Annotated in this window: 14 protein-coding genes; 9 read left to right on the top strand and 5 right to left on the bottom strand. The window is 40.9% G+C overall.

Translation table 11 applies throughout. The features are described 5' to 3' along the window. Window positions 1–3 precede the first annotated feature (3 nt). The 4 genes from WC639_02470 (at window position 4) to WC639_02455 (ending at window position 3696) form a co-directional block, all read left to right on the top strand. Entirely contained in the window at window positions 4–2124 is a 2121-nt protein-coding gene (locus WC639_02470) for an ATP-binding protein (protein ID MFA6306641.1), read from the top strand. Window positions 2125–2143: 19 nt separating this feature from the next. Beyond that, the gene (locus WC639_02465; GenBank protein ID MFA6306640.1) at window positions 2144–2983 is read left to right on the top strand and encodes a response regulator; all 840 of its coding nucleotides are present in this window, start codon (window positions 2144–2146) and stop codon (window positions 2981–2983) included. An 81-nt stretch (window positions 2984–3064) separates the two neighbouring features. Beyond that, window positions 3065–3364, top strand: coding sequence for a hypothetical protein (locus WC639_02460; protein MFA6306639.1), 300 nt, complete (start codon window positions 3065–3067; stop codon window positions 3362–3364). Between the two features lie 17 nt (window positions 3365–3381). Beyond that, on the top strand, window positions 3382–3696 hold the full coding sequence (locus WC639_02455; protein MFA6306638.1) for a hypothetical protein: 315 nt from the start codon (window positions 3382–3384) through the stop codon (window positions 3694–3696). Between the two features lie 308 nt (window positions 3697–4004). Here WC639_02455 and topA read toward each other — a convergent pair whose 3' ends face one another. The 5 genes from topA to WC639_02430 all read right to left on the bottom strand — a co-directional run bounded on the left by topA (window position 4005) and on the right by WC639_02430 (window position 11891). Then, window positions 4005–6251: a type I DNA topoisomerase gene (gene topA, locus WC639_02450; GenBank protein MFA6306637.1), complete on the bottom strand. Its 2247-nt coding sequence runs from the start codon at window positions 6249–6251 to the stop codon at window positions 4005–4007. A 35-nt stretch (window positions 6252–6286) separates the two neighbouring features. Further along, a complete protein-coding gene (gene dprA, locus WC639_02445; protein MFA6306636.1) occupies window positions 6287–7378 on the bottom strand; it encodes a DNA-processing protein DprA in 1092 nt (363 codons plus the stop codon). Between the two features lie 731 nt (window positions 7379–8109). Continuing rightward, complete coding sequence (gene pth, locus WC639_02440) at window positions 8110–8685, bottom strand: aminoacyl-tRNA hydrolase (protein ID MFA6306635.1); 576 nt, start codon at window positions 8683–8685, stop codon at window positions 8110–8112. Window positions 8686–8834: 149 nt separating this feature from the next. After that, complete coding sequence (gene der / locus WC639_02435) at window positions 8835–10268, bottom strand: ribosome biogenesis GTPase Der (protein MFA6306634.1); 1434 nt, start codon at window positions 10266–10268, stop codon at window positions 8835–8837. A gap of 129 nt (window positions 10269–10397) precedes the next feature. Then, the gene (locus WC639_02430) at window positions 10398–11891 is read right to left on the bottom strand and encodes an LCP family protein (GenBank protein MFA6306633.1); all 1494 of its coding nucleotides are present in this window, start codon (window positions 11889–11891) and stop codon (window positions 10398–10400) included. A gap of 159 nt (window positions 11892–12050) precedes the next feature. Between WC639_02430 and WC639_02425 the strand changes: the two genes are divergently transcribed. From WC639_02425 to WC639_02405, 5 genes are all read left to right on the top strand, one after another. Beyond that, on the top strand, window positions 12051–12539 hold the full coding sequence (locus WC639_02425; GenBank protein ID MFA6306632.1) for a hypothetical protein: 489 nt from the start codon (window positions 12051–12053) through the stop codon (window positions 12537–12539). 172 nt (window positions 12540–12711) lie between these two features. After that, a complete protein-coding gene (gene lepB / locus WC639_02420; protein ID MFA6306631.1) occupies window positions 12712–13275 on the top strand; it encodes a signal peptidase I in 564 nt (187 codons plus the stop codon). 121 nt (window positions 13276–13396) lie between these two features. Next, complete coding sequence (gene hisS / locus WC639_02415) at window positions 13397–14782, top strand: histidine--tRNA ligase (GenBank protein MFA6306630.1); 1386 nt, start codon at window positions 13397–13399, stop codon at window positions 14780–14782. A 212-nt stretch (window positions 14783–14994) separates the two neighbouring features. Next, window positions 14995–15231: a 30S ribosomal protein S21 gene (locus tag WC639_02410; GenBank protein MFA6306629.1), complete on the top strand. Its 237-nt coding sequence runs from the start codon at window positions 14995–14997 to the stop codon at window positions 15229–15231. A gap of 73 nt (window positions 15232–15304) precedes the next feature. Next, entirely contained in the window at window positions 15305–15754 is a 450-nt protein-coding gene (locus WC639_02405; protein ID MFA6306628.1) for a GatB/YqeY domain-containing protein, read from the top strand. The last annotated feature ends 31 nt before the right edge of the window (window positions 15755–15785 follow it).

Here is a 15785-nt window from a genome sequence, read left to right as displayed (position 1 = left end):
TTTATGGATTTAGCCCAGCTTAGGCCGATTGCCTTATTTCTCGCGGCTTTTTTGCAATGCATTTTTGCTTTTTTGATTTGGTCAAAAGGCAAAAGCAAAGAAGCTTTTTATTTGGGCTGGGTGGCTTTTTTTTCGGCGATTTCGGCTTTCGCTTGGGCTGGAGTGTTCTTTTTCGATAACAAACTGTTCTGGACTAAGGCGACTTGGCTTACCGCTTTAGCCGCCAGCTCTTACGTGATTTTTATTTATTATTTCACGGGGAAAACCAAGTTTTTTAAATTAAAATTTATTTTTTGGTATGGCTTATCAGCGGCCATATCCATTATTTCTTTAGCCACGCCTTATATAATTTATGAAGTTTCCAACCAATATCCGTTTATCGGCCTGGCCACGGCCGGTCCGCTAAATCAGCTGGCCAGAGTTTTAATTTTACCGATGCTGATTATCCCTTTTTATTATTTAATCAGCTTTTACCGTAAAAGCATCGGCGCTAAAAGGCTGCAAATGAAATATTTTATAACCGGTATTTCGGTTTATTTTTTCGGCGCTTTTCTTTTTTACGGAATTTTACCGCTTTTTTTCCCGGAAAAATTTTTTTCCTATCTTGACGCCCCGGTTTATTTTTCAATTGTCTGGCTGGGCCTAGCCACTTACGCCATTATCAAAAGAAAGCTGTTTGAAATTAAAGTTATCCTTACCGAATTGCTCGTGGCTTTAATCGGCTTGATTTTATTGGCCCAAATATTTTTAACTCAAGACATGCGGGCAAGGCTGGTTAATATTACCGTGTTCTTGCTTTATATAATGATCGGCTATTTATTAATCAGGTCAACCAATAAAGAAGTTGAAAAAGAGGAAAGAGCCGAAGAATTGGCCGATAAGTTAGAAGAGCTGAATTTAAGCTTGGAAAAAATAGTCAATAAAAAAACCAATGAATTGCAAATTAAAGTTAAGGAGCTGGACCAATCAAAAAAAGCCTTGATTAACATATTGGAAGATAATACCGAGGCCAGGCGGGAAATGGAGGAAGAAGAAAATAAAACTTTAGCTATTATCGCCAATTTTACCGATCCAATTATTGTTTTAGATAAGGATTATAAAATCGGCATGATCAATCCGGCCGCTTCCAGAGTTTTCGGTTTAAATAGCGCCGATTTGGGCCGGCAGGTAGCTACGGATAATAAATTCAGCATGTCTAATTTCAAGCCAATTATTAAAACCGATTATGAAATCAAGCCAATCAGCGAAGGTGGTAAAGACCATAATTTTATATCCGAAGAAATTACCTTGAAAGACGCCAGCTTAAAAGAAGATGCCCAAGGAACAACTTTTAAAGTTATTACGGCCAAAGTCTTAAGCCTTAACAATGAACCGCTTGGCGTTATGAAAATATTTTATGACACTACGCGCGAGAAGGCCATTGATAAAATGAAATCAGAATTTATTTCCATCGCCGCCCATCAATTAAGAACCCCTTTGTCGGCTATTAAATGGGTAATTAAGATGATTTTGGACGGTGATGCCGGGAAGTTAAGCATAGAACAGCAAGAATTATTAAATAAAGGCTATTTAAGCAACGAAAGAATTATCAGGCTGGTTAATGATTTATTAAATGTTTCCCGCATTGAAGAAGGCCGATTTGGCTTTAACTTTGAAAGAGTTAATTTTCAAGAAGTCCTAGATACGGCCATCAGCAATGTTGAGAGTCTGGCGGTTAAAAGCCATCAAGAGTTAACGGTTGAAAAACCGCCTAAATTGCCAAAAGTATTTTTAGACAAAGAAAGAATGATTATGGTTTTACAGAATTTACTCTCTAACGCCATAAAATATACTCCCGAATACGGTAAAATTAAAGTGATTATTGAAGTTGACAAACAGTATTTTCATGTTAAAATTAAAGACCAAGGAGTCGGCATCCCGGCCGAGGATCAGCCGAAACTGTTTTCTAAGTTTTTCCGGGCGGCTAATGTGGTTAAGTTAGAAACCGAAGGGACCGGTTTGGGCTTATTTCTCGTCAAGAATATTATTGAAAAGCATGACGGCCAGGTTAGCTTAAAAAGCGAAGAAGGCAAGGGCACGGAAGTAAGCTTTTTTATCCCAATCAATAAGACAGCTAATTTATAGTTTATTATATAAAATTTATATGCCAACTAAAAAAAATAAAATTTCCAACGAGGGAAATAAAAAAGTTTTAATAATTGAAGACGAGGATGCTTTGGCCAGCGTTTTATCGTCAAAATTTAAGCTTGAAGGCTTTGAAGTGGCGGCGGAAGTTAACGGAGAAGACGGCTTGAATAAAATTGAAGAATGGCGGCCGGATATGATTTTACTTGATATAATTATGCCGATAATGAACGGTTATGAAGTTTTGGAAAATTTGCAAAAAAAAGATAATAAAATTCCGATAATCGTAATTTCCAATTCCGGCCAGGACGTTGAAATAGAAAAAATAAAAAAATTGGGCGCGGCTGATTATATAGTTAAAACCCAGATTAATCCGGCCGAGGTCGTGGAAAAAGTAAAAAAAATATTGGACAATCCGGCCGGGGCTAATAATGGAAAAGAAGAGAAAACTGATAAAGAAAAAGAAGAAGACACCAGCGACGGCGTTAAAGTATTATTGGTTGAAGACGATTCGTTTCTGCGCGATATTTGTTATAAAAAATTAAAGAAAGAAGGTTTTAATGTCGCCGTGGCGGCCAACGGGGAAGACGCCGTAAAAAAAGTCGGCGAATTTATGCCGGCGGTTGTTCTCTTGGATATTATTTTACCGGCTATGGACGGTTTTGAGGTCTTAAAAGAAATCCGTTCGCATAGCAATAAAGTGGTTAAGAATGTGCCGGTTATTATGCTTACTAATTTAGGCCAGGAAGAAGATAATAAAAAAGCTTTGGATTTAGGAGCGAATGACTATTTGGTCAAAGCGCATTTCACGACCGAAGAGATCGTCGGAAAAATTAAAAAACGATTGGATTTGCAGTAAACTTAAATTATAATCAGGCGGGTGGTTAGGTTTTAAGCTATTATTTTACATTTTGATTTTTAAATTTTAATTTATAATATTATGCCGTTAATCAACGATAGCCGCGATTTATTAAATATAATTATTGCCTTATCGGTTTTATTATTTACCATATTTTCTTGCTGGGCGATTTATTATTTAGCCAGAATTTTACAGCAGTTTTTTAAAGTGCTGAAAGAAACTCGCGAGCGGCTTAATAAGTTTGATGAACTCGTAAAAATGGTAAAAGAAAAAATTGAGCATAGCGCTTCTTATCTGCCCTTAATCATGGAAGGCGTAAAAAAATTAGTGGAACTTATGAAAAATCGGGCGGAAAAAAAGAAGCAAGCGCGTAAAAATTAATTAATGAGTTAGATATTATGAACGATTCGGCATATCAAAAAATGATGGAGTATTTAAAAACAACCGCGGAAGCGGCCGGTTTTAGTAACCCCCGATCCATCCCGGAGATTATCGGCGCCTTAATCGGCACTTTTTTATCGCTGATCGGGATAATATTTTTAGGCCTGATTATTTACGGCGGATTTTTATGGATGACTTCGGCCGGGAATGAGGCGAAAGTTTTATCGGCGAAAAAAGTTTTAACCGAATCGGTCATCGGTTTGATTATAATTCTCGCGGCTTATAGCCTGACCCGCTTTATTTTTGACGCCTTATTAACCGCGGCCGGATAAAAAAATAAATTTGTAAAATAAAAAAAGAGAGCTAAATAGCTCTTTTTTAATTGTTTATTAAATATTTATTTAAATAATTTTGTATACTTTTTTGAAAATTTTGGCATTCGTGGCGCTTCGCTAGGACTTACTTTTTATGACTAAAAAGTAAGCAAAAAGTCTCGGGGGTTTCCGATTGGCTATCTTATTAATTAATCTTCCTGCTGTAAGCCTTGGCGCCAACTCCAACCCCCGAACCCCCGGGTGATTTTGAAATGTATTTAAAATGCGAACACGGGAGAGCCAAACTGTTTTTTTATTTTTTCCCTTTATTTTATATATCCGCAATCTTTGTTGGAGCATTTAACTTCGCCCTTTTTAGCGTCTTCAATCAATAGGGCGTCGCAATCCGGGCATTTTTCTCCGGTCGGTTTACCCCAGAAAGCGGTTTTACAGGCTGGATATTGGTTGCAAGCGTAAAACAGGCCGCGGCGGCTGCGCTTTTGCACGACTTCGCCTTTACCGCAAACCGGGCAGGTTATGCCGGTGCCGTTATTCCCGCCGCCGATATTTTTTAAATTTTTGCATTTTGGGTAGGCCGAGCAGGCTAAAAACGGGCCGAATTTTCCGACTTTAACCGCCATAGCCGAACCGCATTTTTCGCAAACCTCGGCTTTGTATTTTTCTTTTAGCTCCTTAATTTCTTCGCTGTCGGCCTGGCCGTTGCCGTTTTTATCCGCGCCGGGCATTGATTTAATGTTTTTACATTCAGGAAAAGCGCTGCAAGCCAAGAATTTTCCGTAACGGCCGGTTTTAATGATCATGGGCGCGCCGCATTTATCGCACACCTCGGTTGATTTTTCTTCAGGCATGATGTCATTTTTATTTATAACTTCGTATTTATTTTCTAAATTTGCGTGAAAGGGCTCATAAAATTCTTTAATTACCGGCTGCCATTCAACGTTGCCGTCAGCGATTGAATCCAAATCGTTTTCCAGCTTGGCGGTAAATTGGAAATCCACGATTTTAGGAAAGTGCTCAACCAATAAGTCGTTAACCACGAAGGCAATATCGGTCGGCCCTAAACGTTTGTTCTCGTCGCGCTGGACATAATTTCTGTCAACGATGGTCGCTATGGTCGGAGCGTAAGTTGACGGCCGGCCGATGCCGTATTTTTCCAATTCTTTAACCAGCCCGGCGTCCGAATATCTGGCCGGCGGCTTGGTAAAATGCTGTTCCGGCTTTATTTCCTCTAACTCCAGCTTTTCTTTTATGTTTAATTCCGGCAGTTCAATTTCCTGGCTGGCTTCCGGATAAATTTTTAAGTAACCTTTGAATTTTAAAATTTGGCCGTTAGCCCTGAATTGGTAGGGGGTATTTTTAGCATCAACATCAACCACGGTAGCATCAACTATGGCTTCGCTCATTTGCGAGGCTAAGGCGCGCTGCCAGATTAATTTGTATAATTTATTTTGGTTGGGATTCAGGTCGCTTTCAACCGTTTCCGGAGCGCGCGAGGCTTCGGACGGCCGGATAGCTTCATGCGCTTCTTGCGCGCCTTTGGATTTAGTTTTAAAGCGGCGCGGGGATGAAAGCGCGTAGGTAGAGCCTAAGTTAGCGGTTAAATATTCGGCTGCTTCGCTCAAAAATTTTTCCGCTAAATTCAGCGAGTCGGTCCTCATGTAAGTTATAAAGCCCATTTCATAAAGCTGCTGCGCTATCATCATAGTCTGCTTGGCCGAGAAGCCGAGCCAGCGATTGGCGGTTTGCTGCAGGCTGGAAGTCGTAAAAGGCTTGGGCGGCTGCTTTTTAGTTTGTTTTTTTTCCAAATTAGCGACGACGTATTCGACCCCGTTAAGCGCGGTTAAAATTTTTTTAGCCTCCTCCTCGTTTTTAATTTCCAGCTTATTGATGGTTTTATTATCAATTTTATTCAATCTGGCTAAAAACGGAACCTCACCCCGGCCCTCTCCTTGGTAATGAGAGGGGGAAAGCAATGCTGTTATGCTCCAATATTCATCGGTAATGAATTTTTTTATTTCCCGCTCGCGCTCAACGATTAAGCGGACGGCTACGGATTGCACGCGGCCGGCCGATAAGCCTTTAGCCACTTTTTTCCATAAGAAAGGGGAGAGCTCGTAGCCGACTAGCCGGTCAAGAATTCGTCTGGCTTGCTGGGCGTTGACTAATTTCATATCAATAATTCTCGGGTGTTCTAAAGCTTGCTCAATCGCCGATTTAGTGATTTCATGAAAGACAATGCGGTCGGTTTTTTTTAGATCAACTTTAAGAGCTTCGGCCAAATGCCAAGCGATAGCTTCGCCTTCGCGGTCTTCGTCGGTAGCCAAGATGATTTTATCTGATTTTTTGGCTAAGGCTTGAAGTATTTTAAGGTTTTTTTTAGCTTTGGCCGGCACGACATATTTAGGCTCAAAGTCATGTTCAATATCAATGCCCATTTTGCTTACCGGCAAGTCGCGGACATGGCCGAAAGAAGACTCAATATTGAAATCAGAGCCTAAAAATTTAGCTATGGTTTTCGCTTTGGTTGGAGATTCAACGATGACTAATTTCATAAAAAAATAAATGTCATGGTGATGACAAGTTATGTTTATCTGGCTAGCACGTATTGCATATTACCTAAATTTTTTACCATGCCTTTCATTTCCATGATAGTAAGTGTACTATTTATAACCGAGGTGTCAAGTTTTGTCAATTGCTTAAGCTCGTCAATATGCGCCGGCTCATAAGACAAGCGGGCGAGAATTAATTCTTCTTCGTTCGTTTCCGGAATTATTTTTTTGTTTTCAATATAGGCGGCCGCTTCGGCTAAATTCAGAGTTTCAATAATATCTTTAGCGCCGGCTACCAATTTAGCCCCCATAGTGATTAAACGGTTAGTGCCTTCCGAAGAGCCGGAATAAATACTGCCGGGCACGGCGAAAACTTCCCGGTTTTGCTCTAAAGCGTGAAAAGCCGTAATCAGAGCGCCTGACTTTTCACCGGCTTCAATGACTAAAGTAGCGCTCGTTAAGCCGGAAATTATGCGGTTTCTTTGGGGAAAGTGATGTTTTAAAGGCATGGTGCCGATTGGATATTCTGATAAAATTAGTCCGCCGTGAGCTTGGATTTTATCGGCTAGATAGCGGTTTTGCGAAGGGTAGATATTTTGCTGGTCTAAGCCGGAGCCTAAAACCGCGATGGTTTTTCCGCCGGCTTCGATGGCGGCCGCATGGGCCAGAGTGTCTATGCCTAAGGCCAGACCGCTGACAATGGTTAATTTATTAAAAGCCAGCTCTCTGACTAGTTTTTCCGTGACTTGCGCTCCGTAGGCGCTGTATTTTCTGGCGCCCACCACGGCTAAGAGAAAACCGTTAAAAGCTTCCAGCGAGCCGCGGTAATATAAAATAAAAGGCGGATCGTAAATTTGCTTTAAAAGTTTCGGGTAAGACGGGTCTTCTATGGTTAAAGCTTTTAGTTTTTCTTTGTTTAAATTTTCCAATAATTCATCCGGCTCAACCTGATGTTTGAAAATCATGAATTCTTCGGCCACTTTCTCTTCAATGCCGGCGCGGACATAATCTTTCGCCGAGGCTTTATAGGCGCTGGCAATATCAGAAAAATAGTTTTTTAATTTTTTAAATTTGACCGGGCCGAATTTATAAAAATGGCTTAGCGCCAGCCAATATTTAAGATCGTTCATATATTATTTAAGTTAATTGCATGAAGATTGGGCTAAATTTTACCAAATTTAGCCCAATTTTTGTAATTTGTCTGCTGTAGAATTATTGGAAATAAGCCTTGACATACGGTTTAAGTTATGATAATATAATCTATTGAATTCACCCCGTTAAATACGCTTTGCGTCCCAACTTTGATTGGGATTTAACGGGGTAAATTTTATAGCGTCCAGTCTGTTACTTGCTTAAGGGCCTAATTAATAAATAGTTTTCCTCCTTAATTATTTATAAATTTTGCATCCCTTCTAAGCAAGTAGCATCTTGGGCGCTATTTTATACCTATCTAATTTTTGGCAATTATCTTTTTTCATGATAACATATTTTATACATGCTCAACAAATAGTATTTAGAATTTTGCCTAGGAGCGGTGAAAGTTAAGCCTCCCTCCTGGTTTAGCCGGAGCCTTAAATCGGGGTTATCCCTGGGCTTCTAGGCAGAATTGTGGATATTATAAAAAACAAAATCGGGAACAGCATAAGCTGACTCCCGTTTTTTTATTTCCGCTCCGCTCGGGGCCGCTTTTTTAATAAAGCGGCGCAAAAATCGCGAGCTGGAGAAAATTTAGGGAATTTTTAGGCTGCACTCGGGATAATTTATAACTCGCCTAAACGGCTCAAGCAAATAAATTATCTATCCTCGCTTCCGCCTAAAAATTCCACTAAATTTTCTAGGCTCGCAAGAGTAAGTTCAAATGCTATAGTTTTTTAGTGGCCTTAGGAATTAATTGATTTATAGTTTTTTCTTCTTCTTTATTAAATTTCTGCAGGACGAATTTGGCCGCCTCCACTTCGTTTCTGCGTGCCAAGTTCGCCGGAATTTTTTCTAATGGCGGTGTTTTAATGCCGATTCTAATACGCTGGAAATTTTTAGTTTTAAGCTGGTCAATAATAGACTGAACGCCCCGATGCCCGGCGCTTCGGGAGTCCAGGGAAATTTTATATTTACCGAGCTCTATATCCAAGTCGTCATGGATAACGGTTAAAATTTCCGATAAATCGGCATTTTTTGTTTTTAGAATGCCAAGTTTTTTCGGTAGCAGCTTGTAATATGATAAAACCGCGCTGACCGGCAGGCCGGAATTATTCATGAAATCCAGCGGTTTTACTAAAATCAGGTTTTGGCCTTCGGCCGTTTCAGCTTTAAATTTTTTATTAGTTTTCCAGACTAGGCCGAGGCGCTCGGCTAAAACGTTAAGCGCCATGAAACCGGCGTTATGCCTGGTGTACTCGTATTGTTCGCCCGGATTGCCCAGGCCGACTATTATTTGCATATAATTTTTAATTTTTGGAAATATAATTAAATCCCAATTTCCAAATCCCAATACCCAATAAAATCACAAGCCCCAAATTTTAATTTTTTATTGTTTAGTTTATTGTTTTGGGATTTGTTTGGTTATTGGTCATTGAGGTTTGGGTTTTTTTAATCTTTATGCAGCCCGTGGACATTCTTATTTTTTGCTACGCTGATGGACAGCGGAGTGCCTAAGAAGCCGTAAGTTTCGCGAAGGCGGTTTTCAATAAAGCGGATATAAGAAAAATGCAGATCCTCTTTGGCGCCGATTTTCATTTCAAATTTCGGCGGGTTAGTCTGGGTTTGCTTGAATTCGCGGATTCTCGGGTGCTTAACGCCTTTGCCTTTGGCCGGCCGATGAATTTTAACGATGCGCGACAGGAATTTATTAAGCTGGGAATCGCTAAGCTTTAGTTTTCTTTCTTCGGCGATCTGCAAAGTTAAGTCCAGGATTTTTTTTATTTTTTCGCCGGTTAGAGCCGAAGTGAATTGGATGGGCGCGAAGCGGGCGAAAGGCAGTTTGCCGTAAATATAATCGGTGTATTTTTTTGTGTTCCGCTCTTTAATTTTATCCCATTTGTTGGCGATAAAAATAAAGCTTTTTTGGGCGTTAACGATTTCTTCAATCAGCCTGGCGTCTTGATGGGTAATATCCTGGCTGATATCAAAGGTCATTAAAGCGATGTCGCTTTTAGATAAAGCGTTTAATGACTTGGCAATGCCGAATTTTTCCAAGCCTTTGGTTTTCGCGCCTTTTTTACTGATGCCGGCCGTGTCAATCAATAATATGGGCAGGCCCCGGTAAATTATTTTTGTGTGCTGGGGTTCGCGCGTGGTATGCGGCTCCGGACTGACAAGCACCCGCTCGTAGCCTAAAAGGGAATTTAACAGGCTGGATTTTCCGACGTTAGGCTTGCCGATAATGCAAACTTTGATTAAATTTTCCGCGGCTGTTTTCACTGCTAATTCCCGGGCTTCTTTTTTATCCTCATTTTCATCTTCTTCGTCTTCTAATTTTAATTTTTTAACTATAAGATCAAGCAAATCGCCGGTGCCCGAGCCGTTAGCCGCGGAAATCGGGCGAGGTTCGCCAAATGATAATTTATAGAATTCGGAAGTTTTTAAATGGTCGCGAGGGGCGTCAACTTTGTTGATGGTCAGAATAACCTTATTAGGGTCAACATTTTTTTTAATTAAAAGCGCCATGGCTTTGTCCTGGGGCAATAGGCCGGTTTTATTATCAACTAAAAAAATAACCAAATCGGCCCGCTTTAAATATTGGCTGGCTTGCCTTTGCACTTGGTCGGCAATCTCGTCGGTAGAGGCGCCTTTTTCGGTCAGATGCTTTAAGTCAATAATGCCGCCGGTATCCACAATTTCAAAACCGCGGCCGTTCCATTTAACCTGGCCGAGGTTAGAGTCGCGGGTGGTGCCGGCGATATTGGAAATCAAGGCTTGGCGTTTTTCGGTTAAGCAATTAAACAAAGTTGATTTGCCGACGTTGGCCCGGCCGAAAATAACGACGAGAGGGAGAAATTTACTATTGTCTTTTGTTTCTTCCATAAATTTTTATAATAACAAATGACTAATGTCAAATCAAATCCAAAATCTAAATGTCAAAAAATTAATTAATTTGTTATTTAGCCATTTGACATTGATTTGACATTTGTCATTGGAAATTTGTCATTTTACCTATTGTTCCGTATTAACCGCGCCTGACTGCGTTTCGTCCGCGGCTTGGCCGAGAATTAAAATAAAATCAGGCTGGATCGGGTTGGTTTCGCCCAGAATTTCTTTGGCCAGCTCATCTATCAGCCATTCGGGCATGCCCAAAGCGATATTAGCGTCGGTTCTATTTTTTAAAATCGTCAAGGCTTGAATTTTTCCGCCGTAAGTTAAATCGTAAATTACCGATTTTTCAAAATTTTTCTGGCTGGTGTTGCCGATGCGCGCGATAGTAAAGCCGTATTTTTCCAAATCCAAGGCCGCTTTATTGGCCAGTCCGTTTATCCAGGTGCCGTTTCTGATTTCAACCGTGGCTTTTTCCATTTTGACTTTTTCCTTATCGGTCGCCGGCGCGTCGGAAAAAATATTGTTAACCAAATATTTTATTTCCGAAAAATCTCCGCTTCTGGGAGAGAGCAGGTAAGCGCCGTCCAGGCCGATCGTATCAACTAACAGGCCGCTCGGGCTATTATCAAGCACGCGGGTGGCGATGTTTTCGCTTTTTATATCTTTAGCCAGCCCCCATAATTTAACAATTTCCCAAATTTTTAAATTGGTGCTGTGATTTTCATTAATATCGGAAATTATTTTGGAAATCATGCCGGGCTTGAATAAAACATTAAGCGACAGAACTTTTTCTTTAACCGCTTCCAAGACTTTTTGCTGCCGGCGCGAGCGCGCGAAATCCGAGCCTTCAACGCCGTAAGCATGCCGGGAGCGGACGTATTTTAAAGCCAGCTCGCCGTTCATGGTTTGCTCGCCTTTGTCAATATGCAGATGCTCAAATCTTTGCTCCCATGGGGCGTCTTCGTTGCCTAATATCGGGTAGGCGTAATCGTCAAAAGTATTTTCTACGTTAACTTTAATGCCGCCCAGATCGTCAATAATTTTTTCAAAGCCGGCGAAATCCACGGTGACATAATAATCAATCGGGATTTTAAAAATATCGCTGATGGTTTGGCTGACCGCTAAACCGCCCGTACCCGGAGTTTTCATTTCAGCGTAAGCGTTAACGCTGTTAATTTTCCGCCAGCCCATATTTTCTATCGGCACGGCCAGGTCGCGGGGGATAGAAAGCAAAGACACTTTTTTTTCGCTCGGCTTCAGGCTAACCAGCATTATCGTATCGGTTAAAAGGCCGCCGTCATGATTTTTCCCGCCGATGCCGAGCAGCAGAATATTTATCCGGTCATCGGCTTCGCCTTTTAATTTAGCGTCCGCGCTTTCCACCAGATGCTTAATCTGGCTGATAATCGGCAGATTATAGAACCAGGAAGATGATTTTTCTTCCGGCGTTTTATTAAAAGAAAAAATTACATAAACCACCAGGAGAAAAATTAAAATAAACCCTATGGGCTTAAATTGCCCGGCGCTAGGGTTTTTATTTGATTTTATCGGCATTTTTCCTATGATTTCAGGCTGGCCTAACTTTGGATTTAATAAATCAATTTTTTTATCCATAATTACAATCTACAACTTATTTTAAAATTAGTCTAATTTTCATGTTAAAATTATAATTTTAATACTTGACGTAAATTATATTTTATAATATAAATTATAGTCAAGATCGCACCTTAAATATAATCATATTTCATAGAAGGAGATGGAAAAATGACGCTAATGAAAATACGAACTCCGTTAAAAAAAGATGATTCTGTTTTGCGAGCCGGAAAATCGGTTAGCGGTGTTATTGCGCCGCTTAAAGCCCAAGACACCGGTCTTGTTCATAAAGGCTGGAGCGTGGAGAGCGACAATCCAGAAGGTAAAATTAATCTTGTTAATCTGGATTACTCTTTTTGCCCCGTTCAAAAAGATCAGCCGTTTATTAGCAGCAGCACAATGTTCCGTCTGGCTGACGAAGTCCAGGCTTATGGCAGCCTAGGCTTAGCCGCCATATTGCTTAAAGAGCAGGCCGAGGGAAAGGAAATTTTTCCCGTTGAGTCGCGCGACGAGCATTATTTTATTATGCCTCGCACTATTTTACTGAATGGCGACCGTCGCCGCGGAGTAGTCTACTTTTATTGGAATTGCCGGTTATGGGCGCTTAATATCCATTGGTTGGATGATGTTTTTGACGGCGACGATCGATTTATTCGTCTCCGCGAGTAAGCCTTTGGAGCCTTGAATTCCTGAAATTTATGGAATTCTTGGCTCCTTATCTTTTTATCCCTGCCTACGCGGGGATTTTTTATTGTTTTTTTTTGATTAACTTGTTATAATAATGGGTAGACAAAATATTAATTATGTTATAAGCTTATTTATTATCAGATAAGCAATTTTTATGGTGAAAAATTTTTTCAGCTATGTTTTTGAATTAATTAAAGTAGTGGCGATTTCCTTGGCCATTATTATCCCAGTCAGGTATTACTTGATCCAGCCGTTTTATGTTAAGGGCGCTTCCATGGAGCCTAATTTTTACGATAAAGAATATTTGATAATTGATGAAATCAGCTATCGCTTTCATACGCCCGAGCGAGGCGACATAATAGTTTTTAAGTATCCAAGAAACCATGAAGAGTATTTTATAAAACGCATTATCGGCCTGCCCGGAGAAAAGATTCAAATTAAAGACGGGTTTGCTTATGTCTATAATCAAGCCAATCCTTTGGGCGTAAAACTTGAAGAAACGTATTTGCAATCAGGCGATAAAACCTACGGTTTGAACGAAGAAATTATAACTTTAAGCGACAGCGAGTACTATGTTTTAGGCGATAACAGGAATTCATCAAAAGATTCCCGAAGCTTCGGCCCGGTGGATAAAAAATTAATTACCGGCCGAGTTTTGCTCCGCGGCTGGCCGTTCAGCCGGATAGACGTTTTTTCCGCGCCAGCATATAATTATTAAAAAATAATTTTAAATAGTTTGTCATTGCGAGCTTCTGTAAGAAGCGAAGCAATCTCTGGTTATCATCCGAGTACGTGAGATTGCTTCGTCGCTGACGCTTCTCGCAATGACATAATGTAATATGCCAAAATTTTTTAAGAAAAAAGAAAACAAAGAAGCCGAAGACAAAGCTTCCCGGATCAGGAGAAACAGGTTTATTTCGCGGCTTCGAGGCACGAAAGATATCTTGCCGGATGAATATAAGTATTGGAATTTAGTCATTAAAAAAGCCGTTGAACTTTCCCGGTCTTACGGCTTTAGGCGGATGGATACGCCGGTTTTAGAAAATTTGGAATTGTTTGAACGCTCCAGCGGCCGCGGTTCGGATATTGTCACTAAAGAGATGTTTTCTTTCATTGATAAAAATGGAGAAAGGATCGCGCTCCGCCCCGAAGCCACGCCCGGCATTGTTAGATCATATATTGAGCATGGCATGTTTAATCTGCCCCAGCCGGTAAAGTTATTTTGGCTCGGACAAGTCTTTAGGCATGATAAGCCGCAGGCCGGCCGCTTCCGCCAATTCAGCCAGTTTAATCTGGAAAATATCGGCGAAGCCAGCCCGGTGGCCGACGCCGAATTAATCGCCATAACTTATTATTTTTTCAGAGAATTGCAGCTGGAAGTCATTATTCAAATAAACAGCGTGGGTTGCGCTTCATGCCGCAAGGAATATTTAGTCAAGCTGGAAAATTTTTATAAAGAGCGCGGGCGGCGGGCTAAATTATGCAATGACTGCAAAAAAAGATTGGCGAAAAATCCTTTGCGCCTCTTAGACTGCAAAGAAAAGCAGTGCCAGAAAATCGCCGTTGACGCGCCGCAAATAGTTGATAGCTTATGCGATGACTGCCGCAATCATTTTATAAAAGTTTTGGAATATTTGGACGAATTAAACATACCCTATAATTTAAATTCAACTTTAGTCAGGGGCTTGGATTATTACAACCGGACTGTGTTTGAAATTTGGCCTTCCGCCGCGGAAAGCCAGGAGGGCAAGCCGGGCGAAGAGCAATCAAGGCAGAACGCCATGGGCGGCGGCGGGCGCTATGACGGCTTGGTGGAATACATGGGCGGCCGGCCGACTCCGGCTTGCGGTTTCGCCATCGGCATTGAAAGGGTGATTTTAAAGATAAAAGAAAAAAGCATCCCGTTAAAAGACGAGGAAAAAGGCGATTTGTTTTTAGCCCACTTAGGCGATCAGGCCAGAAGAAAAATAATGGTTTTATTTGAAGAATTAAGGAAGAACGGCTTTAAGGTCCGCCAGGCTTTTACCAAAGACAGCTTAAAAAGCCAGCTGGAGATGGCTAATCAGGCCGGGGTAAAATACACTTTGATTTTAGGCCAAAAAGAAATCATGGACGGCACGATTTTAATCCGGGACATGGAATCAGGCATTCAGGAAATAGTTGATTATAAAAAAGTGGTGGTGGAAATTGAAAAAAGATTAGGCAGTCCGTTGAAGAAAGCATAAATAAAAATTATTATAAGACAGTTGTGGCTCCGTGAATAACAGCAAATTTTCTACTGCGGAACTCGCCCGAGATTACTCGGGCTCAAACAGTCCTCGCCCCGTTAAATAGGCTTCGCCTCCCGTAGGGATTTAACGGGGCGAGCACGAAAATTTGCCATTATTCACGGAGCTAGCCAGAGAAAAACATATATTATAGAAAGCGAGGTGGACTTATGGCAGAATTCAAAAGAAAAAAAGGCGAAAGTTTTGAGAGTTTTCTAAGAAGATTCAATAAGAAACTTCAGCAAAGCGGCAAATTATATTTGGCCCGCCAGGTTCAGCATGTTCAGCCGAAAATTAATAAGACCCAGCAAAAGAAACGCGCTTTAGTCGGCATGAAATTAAGATCAAAAAGAGAATATTTAAAGAAAATCGGCAAGCTTGAAGAAGAGCCGAGAAGAAGATGGTAAATGGGAAAAAAAGTATAAAGTATAAAGTATAAAGTATAAAGTATAAAGTATAAAGATTATTTCTTAATTGTGTATGGTTAAACTATTAGAACAAATTAATCAGGATTTAGTGCTGGCCATGAAAAGCAAAGACGCGGAAACCACGTCGGTTTTAAGAATGCTGATCGCGGCCGCGCGCAATAAGGAAATAACTTTAAGAAAAGACGGCCAGGCCGAACTGACTGATGAGCAGGCGCTTGAAGTTTTATCCAGCGAGATAAAAAAGCGCCGCGATTCGGTTGAAGCTTACGCGGCCGGCGGCCGGCAGGATTTAGTTGATAAAGAAAACAGCGAAATAAAAATTTTGGAAAAATATCTGCCCGAGCAGATGTCTGACGATGAGCTGGAAAAAGTTGTTAAAGAAGTAATCGCGGCCGGTGCGGCTGATTTTGGCAGAATTATGGGGCAAACGATGGCGCGCGTTAAAGGCAAGGCCGACGGCGGGAAAGTCGGGGAGATAGTAAAGAAGATATTAGCGAAATAAGTTGAAATATATAAAAAACACCTCCGAGCGA

The organism is Patescibacteria group bacterium, from assembly GCA_041662965.1.
Classification (GTDB): domain Bacteria; phylum Patescibacteriota; class Patescibacteriia; order Patescibacteriales; family GWC2-42-12; genus JACPHD01.
The sequence above is the reverse complement of the archived record's forward strand: the minus strand, read 5'-3'. Positions and strand labels throughout refer to the sequence as shown.